The following is an 11,782-nucleotide window of genomic DNA, read 5'->3' as shown; positions in this document are numbered from 1 at the left end:
GGGGCGCGCACGTTTCTAGCGTATGGATCACCTCTTAACCTGCCCGACGGATTACCTTCCCACCGCACCAAGGAGCACGATGCGCGTCGCGTCAGCAGTCACCGCGGGCCTCGGCCTCGTCGGATTACTCGCGAGCGGAGTGGCCGCCGCGGACCTTCCCGAAGCGCCCAAAGGCCAGCACCAGAAGCTCAGTTGGGGACGCTGCTCAGCGGAGCAGAAGGAGCTGAACGAGGCGGGCGCGCAGTGCGCGAAGGTCACCGTGCCGCTCGATCACGCCGACCCCGGCGGCCGTACGATCGAGATCGCGGTCTCCCGCGTCAAGGCGAAGTCGCCGGGTGAGCGGCGCGGCATCCTGCTCTCGAACCCGGGCGGGCCGGGCGGCTCCGGGCTCGCCAACACCCTCGCTCTGCGGCCCGCGCTGAAGGATGTGGCGGACCGCTACGACCTGATCGGCTTCGACCCCCGCTTCCTCGGTGAGAGCACCCCCGTCACCTGCGGCGAGGCGCCGCCGCCCGCCCCACCCACCGGGACGACCACGCCGCGCCGCGACTTCGAGGACTCCGTGCGGTCCGCGCGCGACACCGCGCTCCGCTGCCAGGAGCACGGCGACAACGCCGAGTTGCTCCCGCACGCCTCGACCCGCAACGTGGCCCGCGACATGGACGCCATCCGGGCGGCGCTCGGCGAGCGCAGGCTGTCGTACTACGGCATCTCGTACGGAGCCGACCTCGGCGCCGTCTACACCCAGATGTTTCCGCGCCGGGCCGACCGGATCGTCCTGGACTCCTCGACCGACCCGGCGGCCACGCAGTACGAACTGTTCCAGCGGTCGGGTGCGCCCGCGGAAGCAGCCCTGAAGGGCCAAGTGCGCGCCGATGTGCGGAAGTTGCTGGCGCGCGCCGAGCGGTACCCCATCCCTGTCGAGGGGCTCAGCCTCAACGCCCCACTGCTGCGGATCATCTTCAAGCAGCTCGTCCAGCACGAGGAGAACGACCCGCAGCTCGCCGGAGTCGTCGCCGACCTGAAGAAGGCGGCCGCGGGGGAGCAGTTCGAGCCGGGGTCGGCGCTCAAGGGCCTGCTGGAGCTGCTCTCCTCGCCGGAGCTCGCGGACAGCATGGTGGGCGGCGCGATCTTCATGTGCGGCGACGGGGGCTGGCCCGCGGGCGGCTGGCCGAAGAACCCGGAGACGTACTGGAAGAACATGCAGCGCAGCCGCGCCACCCAGCCGGTCTTCGGGCCGTACGTCAACGGAATGATCGCCCCGTGCGCGTTCTGGGGGACCCAACCCCGCGAACCCGGCACGAAGATCCGCAACGGTGTGCCCGTCCTGCTGCTCCAGGCCAAGTACGACAACAACGTCCCGTACGAGGGCGCCCTCGCCCTGCACCAGAAGCTTGAGGGATCCCGCCTCGTCACGGCGGACATCCGCTCGCACGGCGTCTACGGACGCGGCAACGACGGCCTCACCCCGGTCCCGTGCGCCGACGACGCCGTGAACACCTACCTGCGCGACGGCAAGCTGCCCGCCGAAGACATCACCTGCGCGAAGACGGAGCCGAAGGCGGACCTGAAGACGGACCCGAAGACGGACCTGAAGACGGAGAAGACCCAGTGAATGAGATCAGCAGGCGCACCGGCCTCACGGCGGCCGCAGCGGCACTGCTCGCGGGGACGGCCGCGGTCCCGGCCTCGGCCGCCTCGCATGCTCCCCATGCTCCCCGTGCCCCCCGTACCCCGCACGGCCCGCGCGGCCCACGCGGGCGTGCCCTCCAGCGCGGCGTCGACGCCATCCGCGCCACCGGCGCGAGCGGCGTCCTCGCCGAGGTGCAGGACGCGCGCGGCCGCACCACCGCACGCGCCGGAGTCGCCGACCTCGACGCCCCCGGGAAGGGCCCGGTGCCCTGGGACGCGTACTACCGCGTCGGCAGCGACACCAAGACCTACACCGCGACCGTCGTCCTGCAACTCGTCGGCGAAGGGCGGCTGAAGCTCACCGACACCGTCGAACGGTGGCTGCCCGGGGTGATCCGCGGGCACGGCAACGACGGCCGTCGGATCACCGTCACCAACCTGCTGCGGCAGACCAGCGGCCTCAACGAGTACATCACCGAGGACAGCGGCGGCTTCACCCCCGAGGCGTACCGGCGCAACCGCTTCCGCTCACAGACGGCACAGGAGCAGCTGACGGAGGCCCTCGGCAAGCCGCCGCAGTGGCTGCCGGACGCCGACGACCCGGCGAACGAGCGGCGCTGGGAGTACTCCAACACCAACTACGTCGTCGCGGGGATGCTCGTCGAGGCGGTCACCGGGCACCCCTGGGCCCAGGAGGTCCACGAGCGGATCATCGAACCGCTCGGCCTGCGCGCCACGTTCACGCCCGGCACCTCGCCCTACGTGCCGCAGCCGACGGCCACCGGCTATACGTACTTCCCGGACGAGACCCGCCCCACGGAGACGAGCCTCGGCTTCGGCGGAGGCGCGGACGGCTGCCTCATCTCCACGACACACGACCACGGTGTCTTCCTCCGTGCCCTGTTCGGCGGGCGGCTGCTGCGGCCTGCGCAGCTCGCGGCGATGAAGAGGACCGTGCCCGTGCGGGACTGGATACCGGCCGACGGGGTCCGCTACGGCCTGGGCATCGCCTGGCGTCCCGTCGCCGGGCGTGCGGACGGCGTCTGGTTCCACGGCGGGACCAGCCTCGGCTTCGTCAGCGGGGGCGGCGTCACCGCGGACGGCGCGACGGCCGTGACCAGCGCGGCGTTCACTCTGCGCGTCGACGACGCCGAGGCACACGAGGCGCAGGCGCGGGCGGAGCTTCGGCTGGTGGACGAGGTGCTGGTCGCGGGGGTGTGAGGAGGGGGCCGCGCCGTTCAGGCGGGGGAGCTCGGGCCGGCGCCGCGCGGCAGGCGGGACGTCCCGCCCGGGCCCTGGTCCCCCGGTGCCGCGCGCTCGGGCCGTGCCGCGTTCCACCGGGGCAGCCGCGTCGCTGCCAGGGCGCCGAGCGCGGCCACCACCGCCAGCGTTGTGAGCGTGGGGGGCATCGCGGAGAGGAACGCGCTGTCCGGCCACTGAGGACCACGTTCTCCCGTACGTGGCGCGAGGGCGGTCATCGAGGTCGTCGCCACGGCGATCCCCACCGTGGGGCCGACGTTCATCGCCGTCTGCTGGAGGCCGCCGGCGACCCCGGCGTCGGCCACCGGGGCATGGCGTACGACGACGGCCGTGGCGGCCACCATCACCGTGCCGAACCCCGCCCCGAGGAGCGCGAACCCGCCGCCGGTCGCGAGCGGCCCCGACGCCTCGTCCAGGCGGGAAAGGGCCAGCACGCCGAGGGTGAGCACCGCCATCGCCGCCGTGATCGTCCGCCGTGGCCCCTGCCGCCGCAGCAGTACGGCGGAGAGCGGCGCGCTCACCACCATCAGCACCGCGAGCGGCAGCGCCCACAGGGCGCAGCGCAGCGGGTCGAGCTCCAGTACGTCCTGGAGGAAGTACGTTCCGACGAACAGTGCCCCGAACATCGCCGCGGACGCCGCGACGAGTATGCCGAGCGCGGGCCCGACCGCGGTCGAGCGGAGGAGGCGGGGCGGCACCAGTGGGCTCGCCGCCCGCCGTTCGTGCCGGACGAACGCGCCGCCCGCCACGACTGCCGCCAGGAGCCCTGCCGAGGTGGTCCCCGTCCAGCCCTGTTCAGGCACGGCGACCAGCGTGTGCACCAGGCACGCCAGCGTCACCGCGAGCAGTCCGGCGCCGGCCGGGTCGAGTCCGGGAGGGGTGCCCTCCCTGTTCCGTGCCGCAGGAACCCGCACCACCAGTGCCAGTACGCCGATCAGGAGCGCGGGCACGACGCTGAGGTAGAACACGGAGCGCCAGCCCAGCTGGGTGGCGAGCGCCCCGCCAAGCACCGGGCCCGCCGCCGCGGAGAGGCCGATCGCGCTGGTCCGCAACGCGATCGGCATCCCGAGCCGCTCCGGCGGGAAAGCGGCCCGCAGCATGCCGAGCGTCGCGGGTTGGAGCAACGCCCCGAAGATTCCCTGGGTGACGCGCAGCGCGATCACCCAGCCCACGCCGGACGCGAGGCCGACCCCCGCCGACGCGGCCGCGAAGCCGAGCGTCCCCACGGCGAAGACCCGCCGGTGCCCGTACCGGTCGCCGAGCCGCCCGGCGAAGACGAGCAGACTCGCCACGGCGATCAGATAACCGGTGCTCGTCCACTGGACCTGCGTGAACGAGGCGTCCAGATCGCGTTGGAGGGCGGGCTGGACGACGGTCAGGGCGGTGCCGTCCAGCGCGACGACCATCGCGCCGACGACGCTGCAGGCGAGGGTGAGGTTCCGCTGGAGGCCCGGCCCGGTCGTGGAGTCCCGCTGGAGCCCCGGCCCGGTCGTGGAGTCCCGCTGAGCCGCCGGTCCGGTCGTACGCGGGCCGGCCCGTCCCGGAGTCATGCGCCCTCCGGTCCGAGATGCGCTTCGAGCGCCGCGTCGAGCAGCGCGTCCACGTCCTCGGCGCCCGTCGCGAGGCGCAGGCTGCCCCACCCCCACAGCTGCGCGATGCCGTGCAGGTTCGCCCAGAGCGCGCCCGCGACGACCCGCGCTCCGGGGCCGGACGCGGGACGGGCCTCGGCGACCAGGCCGACCAGGACGTCGAAGAGCGGCAGGCTCGTCTCGCGCAGGCCGAGCTGATCGCTCTCCAGCAGGTCGTGGCGGAACATCAGCTCGAACATCCCGCGGTGGGTCACCGCGAAGTCGAGGTAGGCGCGGCTCAGGCCCCTGAGCTGCGTACGAGCGTCCAAAGGGCCTTCCGCGCCGACGCCCTCACCGGCGTCCTCACCGCCGCGGCCCACCGCCCGCCCCGCCTCGGCCGCCAGCTCCGCGAAGCCGCGCCGTGCGATCGCCGAGAGCAGCGCCACATGCGTGGGGAAGTGGCGCCGGGGAGCTCCGTGCGAGACCCCCGCCCTGCGGGCGATCTCCCGCAGGGTCAGCGCCTGCACCCCCTCGGCCTCGACCAGTTCGACGCCGACATCCACCAGCCGGGCCCGCAGCCCGGCGTCACGTTCGTCCATAGACACTGTCTACCTCACCGCGTAGACAGTGTCTACCAAGATTGGGGTCCTTAGGGCCCTGTCCGTACGGGGGGAGGGAGGAGATATCTTGATGTCGAGCAATGTTGCAGACGCGGAGCGGAGCACCCGGTGACTGACTCGACCATCATCTACACCCACACTGACGAGGCCCCGGCCCTGGCGACCCATTCGTTCTTGCCGGTGGTCCAGGCCTACGCCTCGACGGCCGGTGTCGGCGTGGAGACCCGCGACATCTCGCTCGCGGGGCGCATCATCGCGAGCTTCCCCGAGCGTCTGGAGGAGAGCCAGCGCATCTCCGACGCCCTCGCCGAGCTCGGCGAGCTGGCCAAGACGCCCGGGGCCAACATCATCAAGCTGCCGAACATCTCGGCGTCCATCCCGCAGCTGAAGGCCGCGATCGACGAGCTGCAGGGCCAGGGCTACGCGCTCCCCGACTACCCGGACGACCCGAAGACCGACGAGGAGCGCGACATCCGCGCCCGCTACGACAAGGTCAAGGGCAGCGCCGTCAACCCGGTCCTGCGCGAGGGCAACTCCGACCGCCGCGCCCCCGCGTCGGTCAAGAACTACGCCAAGGCCCACCCGCACCGCATGGGTGCCTGGACGGCCGACTCGAAGACGAACGTCGCCACCATGGGCGAGAACGACTTCCGCTCCACCGAGAAGTCCGCGGTGCTCACCGAGGCCGGTTCGCTGCGCATCGAGCTCACCGGTGACGACGGCTCCACCACCGTCCTGCGCGAGTCCGTACCGGTCCTCGCGGGCGAGGTCGTCGACGCCTCCGTCATGCGCGTCGCCGCGCTGCGCGAGTTCCTCAAGCAGCAGGTCGCCCGCGCCAAGTCGCAGGGCGTGCTGTTCTCCGTGCACCTCAAGGCCACGATGATGAAGGTCTCCGACCCGATCGTCTTCGGCCACGTGGTCCGCGCCTTCTTCCCGAAGACCTTCGCCGCGCACGGCGAGACCCTCGCCGCCGCGGGCCTGACCCCGAACGACGGCCTGGGCGGCATCTTCAAGGGCCTGGACTCGCTGCCCGAGGGCGCGCAGATCAAGGCGTCCTTCGAGGCCGAGCTGGCCGAGGGCCCGGAGCTGGCCATGGTCGACTCCGACAAGGGCATCTCCAACCTGCACGTCCCGAGCGACGTGATCGTCGACGCCTCCATGCCGGCCATGATCCGCACCTCCGGCCACATGTGGGGCCCCGACGGCGAGGAGCACGACACCCTCGCGGTCCTCCCCGACAGCAGCTACGCGGGCATCTACCAGGTCGTCATCGACGACTGCCGCGCCAACGGCGCCTACGACCCGTCGACGATGGGCTCCGTCCCGAACGTCGGCCTCATGGCGCAGAAGGCCGAGGAGTACGGCAGCCACGACAAGACCTTCGAGATTCAGACCACGGGCAACGTGCGGGTTCTCGACGGCGCGGGCAACGTCGTCCTGGAGCAGGCCGTCGCCGCCGGCGACATCTTCCGCATGTGCCAGACCAAGGACGCGCCGATCCAGGACTGGGTCAAGCTCGCCGTCACCCGCGCCCGCGCCACCGGCAACCCGGCCGTGTTCTGGCTGGACGAGACCCGCGCCCACGACGCCGTGCTCATCGGCAAGGTGAAGCAGTACCTCGCCGACCACGACACCGAGGGCCTGGACATCCGCATCATGTCCCCGGTCGAGGCGACCGCGTTCTCCCTGGAGCGCATCCGCCGCGGCGAGGACACCATCTCCGTCACCGGCAACGTCCTGCGCGACTACCTCACCGACCTGTTCCCGATCCTGGAGCTGGGCACCAGCGCCAAGATGCTGTCGGTCGTCCCGCTGATGAACGGCGGCGGCCTCTTCGAGACGGGCGCCGGCGGCTCCGCCCCGAAGCACGTCCAGCAGCTGGTCAAGGAGAACTACCTGCGCTGGGACAGCCTCGGCGAGTTCCTCGCCCTCGCGGTCAGCTTCGAGCACCTCGCCACCACGACGGGCAACGCGCGCGCCCAGATCCTCGCCGACACCCTGGACCGCGCCACGGCCACGTTCCTGGAGAACGACAAGTCGCCGAGCCGCCGCCTCGGTGGCATCGACAACCGCGGCAGCCACTTCTACCTCGCCCTGTACTGGGCGCAGGAGCTGGCCAAGCAGACCGAGGACGCGCAGCTCGCGGAGGCGTTCGCGGCCCTGGCCAAGACGCTGGCCGAGCAGGAGCAGACCATCGTCGACGAGCTCGTCGCGGTGCAGGGCTCCCCGGCCGACATCGGCGGCTACTACCAGCCGGACGTGGCCAAGGCCTCCGCGGTCATGCGCCCGTCCGCGACGCTCAACCAGGCACTCTCCATCCTGGGCTGACGCTCGCACGCAGTAGTGAAGAAGGGGCCTCCCGCCATGTGGCGGGAGGCCCCTCCTGCTGTGCGCTACGAGCTGTGCGCTACGAGCTGTGCGTTACGAGTGGCGCCGGGGCTTGCCGCGCTTGGCGGGCTTGGCGGGCTTGCTGCCCTTCGCCTGCCGGGCGGGCGCCCCGCGGCGCCCCTTGTCGGCCGCGGGCTTCCGCTTCGGCTGCGCGGCGGCCTTGGCCGGAGCCTTGTCCTTCGCCGGGGTCTGCGCGCGGCCCCGCGAGCTGTTCACCGTACGGCCGCGGACGATCCCGATGAAGTCCTCCACCATGTCGGTGGTCGCGTCCTCCGGCCACGACAGGGCCACGCGCGACTCGGGGGCGCCCGTCACCGCGCGGTAGGTGAGGTCCTTGCGGTGGTGCAGACGGGCCAGCGACTGCGGTACGACGAGAAGGCCCACGCCCGCCGCGACCAGGTCGACGGCGTCCGCGGTCGTCGCCGGACGCTCGTACGCGGGCAGGCCGGGCCGCGTCTCCCAGTCCAGGGTCTCGTCGAGCGGGTGGAACACCACCTCGTCGGCGAGATCATCGGGGGACACCTCCTCGACCGCCGCGACGATGTGGTCCTTGGGGACCATGACGACCGTCGTCTCGGTGTAGAGGGGGATCGCGCTGAGATCCGTACGGTCGATGGGGAGCCGTACGAAACCGGCGTCCGCGCCGCCCGTCCGCAGCACGCCGGGCGCCTCGGCGGCGGACACCGGGAGGAGGGTCAGCGGGATGTCGGGCAGTCGCTCGTTCCAGATCCGCACCCATTTGGCGGGCGTCACTCCGGGGACGTAGGCGAGCCGGAACGACGGGGGTACTTCCGAGCCTGTCACCTCGCCAGGCTACCCGGCGTGGTCAGGAGTAGCGCACACGCTCGATACCCTGGACCCATGACGTCGCACCAGACCACCCAGACCATGAAGCCCGCGACCGCGGCGAAGAAGCTGGGTGTGTACCTCCAGGCCACACCCGCCGAGTTCCAGGAGGGTGTCGTCTCGCGCAGCGAGCTGAACGCGCTGCAGGCCGACCCGCCCGAGTGGCTCCAGGAACTGCGGCGCAACGGCCCGCACCCCCGCCCCGTCGTCGCGGCCAAGCTCGGTGTCTCCATCGCGGGCCTCGCGCGCGGCGGCGTGACCGAGGCGCTCACCACCGAGCAGATCGACGCGCTGAAGGAGGAGCAGCCCGGCTGGCTGCGCCAGGAGCGCGCCACCCAGGCTGAGGTGCGCAAGGAGACGGTGCGGATCAAGGAGAAGCAGGCAGAGCAGGCGGAGCAGCGCGCCGCACGCGCGGAGGACTAGTAGGACTTTGTTAGGTGGCTGGTCAGGTTGAGGGTCTGGTGGGCGCCGGGATCGGCGCCTGGCCTGCGGGCTCGCGGCGCGTGCGCTGCCGGTTCCTGTCCCGCATCAGCTGCCGCGTCTCGCGGTCGACGGCCCACGCGTCCGCCACGGGACCCAGATGCCCGAGCTTGTCGGGGTTGATCACCAGGCGGATGGCGTGGACGCGTCCGTCGGCCACGTCGAGCGCCAGCGTGTGGAGCACCTTGCCGTCCCGGGCGCGGAAGACCGCGCCCGGCCCGCCGTTGAGCTCGTGCGCCTCGAACGTCACGCCGGTCGCGGTCATCGCGGGGAAGCTGGCGGCGAGCAGCTGCGCCACCTTCGCGGCGCCGATGACCGACCTGGAGAGCTGCGGGCCCTTGCCGCCGCCGTCACCGGCCATCGACACGTCGGCGGCGAGCAGCTCCCGCAGGCCCGCGACGTCCCCTTCGGAGAGGGCGTCGAAGAACCGCGACGCCAGCTCCTCGCGCTCCTTGCGGGCCGCCTCGAAGCGCGGCTGCCCCGCCTCCATGTGCCGCCGCGCCCGCACAAGCAGCTGCCGGCACGCCGCCTCCGACCGCTCCACCGCCTCGGCGACCTCGTCGAAGCCGAAGCCGAACACCTGCCGCAGCACGAACACGGCCCGTTCCAGCGGGCTGAGGCGCTCCAGGAGCAGGAGCGCCGCCACCGACACCGATTCGGCCAGCTCCACCGACCGCTCCGGATCCTGGTACGGGTCGTTCAGCAGCGGCTCCGGGAACCACGGGCCCACGTACTGCTCGCGCCGCACCCGCGCGGAACGCAGGACGTCGATCGAGATCCGCGTCACCGCCGCCGACAGATACGCCTTGGTCGACGTGGGCAGGGTGGTCGTGGCGGCGAACCGCAGCCACGTCTCCTGCACCGCGTCCTCGGCCTCACTCACGCTGCCGAGAATGCGATAGGCGATCGAGAACAGCAGCGGACGCAGCTCCTCGAACTCCTCGACCTTGCTCATGCGGGCCCCCGTACCTGATGTCAGTGCATGCGCCCGGGCTCGTAGTCGCCCGCCGGCTGCTGAGTGATGATGTTCAGCCGGTTCACCATATTCATGAAGGAGATGTGCACCACCAGCGCGGTCAGTTCCTCCTCGTCATAGTGCTCGGCGGCACGCGCCCACACCTCGTCGCGGACCCCGCCGGCCGCGTCGGCGACCCGGGTCCCCTCCTCGGCCAGCTCCAGCGCGGCACGCTCGGCCTCGGTGAAGACGGTGGCCTCCCGCCACGCGGCCACCAAGTGCAGCCGCAGCGCGCTCTCGCCCGCGGCGGCGGCTTCCTTGGTGTGCATGTCGATGCAGCCCGCGCAGCCGTTGATCTGGCTGACGCGAAGGGCCACCAGCTCCTGGGTCGCCGACGGCAGCGACGTCTCCTGGAGAGCCTTGACGCCCGACAGGAAGTACTTCATCGCCTTGCCGGCGTTCGGCTGGGTCATGTAGTTCAGTCGCGCGTCCATGGTGTTCCTCCGCGGTCGTCAGTGCCTTACGACCCCTGAGACGAGGTAGCCCGGCCCCCTGTGACACGGCCCGATGTGCGCTGCGTCACGCCCGCCCGGCTCAGCCCCAGGTCTGGCCCGCCGGTTCCTTGACCGTGCGGTTGAGCCGGTTGAAGAAGTTGGTCAGCGCGATCTCCAGGCTGAGCGCGCCGATCTGCTCCTCGGTGAAATGAACATTGACCTCGTCCCAGATCTTGTCGGAGACGCCCTCCGCGCCGTCCTGAAGCCGGGTGGCGCCCTCGGCCAGCGCCAGCGCCGCGCGCTCCGCGTCGGTGAAGAACGGCGCCTCGCGCCACGCCACCACGCTGTGCAGCCGCTCGTCGGTCTCGCCGGCCTTCCGCCCTCCGGTGACGCTCGCGTAGACGCACGCCGAGCAGCCGTTGATCTGGCTGGCGCGCAGGTGGACCAGCGTCAGCAGCTTCGGGTCGACGCCCCCGGCGCCGATCGCCTTGTGAAGATGCTTGATCGCGGTCCACAGGTCGGGGTTGTCCGTGTTCTTGTTCTTGAGACGGTTTTCCATCTGCGAGTGCTCTCCTTCATCGGGTTACGTTGCGGGGCTCGTGCCCGTCACCCCTATGACGGAGCAGCTTCCAGAGAGGTAACAGACATGCCGGGCACCGATCCCACACCTTCGATCGCCGACGTCTTCGAGTCCCACCGCGACCGGCTCCGGGCCGTCGCCCACCGCGTGCTCGGGTCGCACGCCGACGCGGAGGACGTGGTCCAAGAGGCGTGGCTGCGCCTCTCCCGCCAGGACGCCGGCACCATCGACAACCTCGGCGGCTGGCTGACGACCGTGGTCGGCCGCCTCAGCCTCGACGTCCTGCGGTCGGGCCGGACCCGCCCGGAGGTCTCCCTCGACGACCGGCTGCCCGAATACACCGTGACGCTCGACGACTCTCCCGCCCCGGAAGAGCTCGTGGCGCTCGGGGACTCCGTCGGGCTCGCGCTGCTCACGGTCCTCGACTCGCTGCGCCCGGACGAACGCCTGGCGTTCGTGCTGCACGACGTGTTCGCCGTGCCCCACGGGGAGATCGGCACCATCCTCGGCAAGTCCGCCGACGCGACCAAGATGCTCACCAGCCGCGCCCGCAGGAAGGTGCGGGGCGCCCGGCAGTCGACGGACGGCGGGCGGCAACAGCGCGAAGTGGTGCGGGCCTTCCTGGCGGCGGCCGGAGAGGGGCGGTTCGAGCAGCTCCTCGAGGTTCTCCACCCCGAAGTGGAGTTCACCGTCCACACCCCGAACGGCCGGTTCGTCACCATCGGGGCCACGGAGGTCGCCGGCCGTGCGCGGCTGGCCGGCAGCGCGGCACGAGGACACGCGGCGACCGTCAACGGCCGCCCGGGCGTCATCTCCTGGAGCGAGGACGGCACCCCCCTCGCCCTCCTCGCCTTCACCGTCGCCGCCGGCCGCATCACGGAGATCACCGCTGTGGTCGACCCGGCGGAACTCGCGCTCATGGCCCTTCCGGACCCGGTGTGACCTGGTGACCCCTCGCC

The 11,782-nt window shown here is 71.9% G+C and carries 11 protein-coding genes; 5 read left to right on the top strand and 6 right to left on the bottom strand.

Features of this window, described 5'->3' with window-relative positions; all coding sequences use genetic code 11:
- The first annotated feature begins 79 nt into the window (after nucleotides 1-79).
- Both AB0N81_RS14495 and AB0N81_RS14490 read left to right on the top strand, forming a co-directional pair.
- The gene (locus AB0N81_RS14495) at nucleotides 80-1,615 is read left to right on the top strand and encodes an alpha/beta fold hydrolase (protein WP_365358148.1); all 1,536 of its coding nucleotides are present in this window, start codon (nucleotides 80-82) and stop codon (nucleotides 1,613-1,615) included.
- The gene (locus AB0N81_RS14490; protein ID WP_365358147.1) at nucleotides 1,612-2,853 is read left to right on the top strand and encodes a serine hydrolase domain-containing protein; all 1,242 of its coding nucleotides are present in this window, start codon (nucleotides 1,612-1,614) and stop codon (nucleotides 2,851-2,853) included. Before AB0N81_RS14495 ends, AB0N81_RS14490 begins: the two co-directional genes overlap by 4 nt.
- Before the next feature lie 17 nt (nucleotides 2,854-2,870).
- Here the strand turns inward: AB0N81_RS14490 and AB0N81_RS14485 are convergent, their stop codons facing one another.
- Together AB0N81_RS14485 and AB0N81_RS14480 are read right to left on the bottom strand one after the other, a co-directional pair.
- A complete protein-coding gene (locus tag AB0N81_RS14485; RefSeq protein WP_365358420.1) occupies nucleotides 2,871-4,298 on the bottom strand; it encodes an MFS transporter in 1,428 nt (475 codons plus the stop codon).
- A 140-nt stretch (nucleotides 4,299-4,438) separates the two neighbouring features.
- Nucleotides 4,439-5,059: a TetR/AcrR family transcriptional regulator gene (locus AB0N81_RS14480; protein ID WP_365358146.1), complete on the bottom strand. Its 621-nt coding sequence runs from the start codon at nucleotides 5,057-5,059 to the stop codon at nucleotides 4,439-4,441.
- Nucleotides 5,060-5,188: 129 nt separating this feature from the next.
- On the opposite strand from AB0N81_RS14480, the gene AB0N81_RS14475 reads away from it, so the two are divergent.
- On the top strand, nucleotides 5,189-7,408 hold the full coding sequence (locus tag AB0N81_RS14475; RefSeq protein ID WP_365358145.1) for an NADP-dependent isocitrate dehydrogenase: 2,220 nt from the start codon (nucleotides 5,189-5,191) through the stop codon (nucleotides 7,406-7,408).
- 93 nt (nucleotides 7,409-7,501) lie between these two features.
- Here AB0N81_RS14475 and AB0N81_RS14470 read toward each other — a convergent pair whose 3' ends face one another.
- Complete coding sequence (locus tag AB0N81_RS14470) at nucleotides 7,502-8,272, bottom strand: LysR family substrate-binding domain-containing protein (RefSeq protein ID WP_365358144.1); 771 nt, start codon at nucleotides 8,270-8,272, stop codon at nucleotides 7,502-7,504.
- A gap of 57 nt (nucleotides 8,273-8,329) precedes the next feature.
- Here AB0N81_RS14470 and AB0N81_RS14465 point away from each other — a divergent pair, with 57 nt between their 5' ends.
- Nucleotides 8,330-8,737: a DUF5997 family protein gene (locus AB0N81_RS14465; protein WP_365358143.1), complete on the top strand. Its 408-nt coding sequence runs from the start codon at nucleotides 8,330-8,332 to the stop codon at nucleotides 8,735-8,737.
- 22 nt (nucleotides 8,738-8,759) lie between these two features.
- Here the strand turns inward: AB0N81_RS14465 and AB0N81_RS14460 are convergent, their stop codons facing one another.
- From AB0N81_RS14460 to AB0N81_RS14450, 3 genes are all read right to left on the bottom strand, one after another.
- Entirely contained in the window at nucleotides 8,760-9,749 is a 990-nt protein-coding gene (locus tag AB0N81_RS14460) for an RNA polymerase sigma-70 factor (protein WP_365358142.1), read from the bottom strand.
- Between the two features lie 20 nt (nucleotides 9,750-9,769).
- The gene (locus AB0N81_RS14455; RefSeq protein ID WP_365358141.1) at nucleotides 9,770-10,243 is read right to left on the bottom strand and encodes a carboxymuconolactone decarboxylase family protein; all 474 of its coding nucleotides are present in this window, start codon (nucleotides 10,241-10,243) and stop codon (nucleotides 9,770-9,772) included.
- Between the two features lie 100 nt (nucleotides 10,244-10,343).
- A complete protein-coding gene (locus tag AB0N81_RS14450; protein WP_365358140.1) occupies nucleotides 10,344-10,802 on the bottom strand; it encodes a carboxymuconolactone decarboxylase family protein in 459 nt (152 codons plus the stop codon).
- An 87-nt stretch (nucleotides 10,803-10,889) separates the two neighbouring features.
- Here AB0N81_RS14450 and AB0N81_RS14445 point away from each other — a divergent pair, with 87 nt between their 5' ends.
- Nucleotides 10,890-11,765 (top strand): sigma-70 family RNA polymerase sigma factor, encoded by an 876-nt coding sequence (locus AB0N81_RS14445; protein ID WP_365358139.1) that lies wholly within the window; start codon nucleotides 10,890-10,892, stop codon nucleotides 11,763-11,765.
- Nucleotides 11,766-11,782 lie beyond the last annotated feature (17 nt).

The organism is Streptomyces sp. NPDC093510 (assembly GCF_040683555.1).
Taxonomy (GTDB): Bacteria; Actinomycetota; Actinomycetes; order Streptomycetales; family Streptomycetaceae; genus Streptomyces.
Note: the sequence above shows the minus strand (reverse complement) of the source record. Positions and strands in the feature narration are given on the sequence as shown.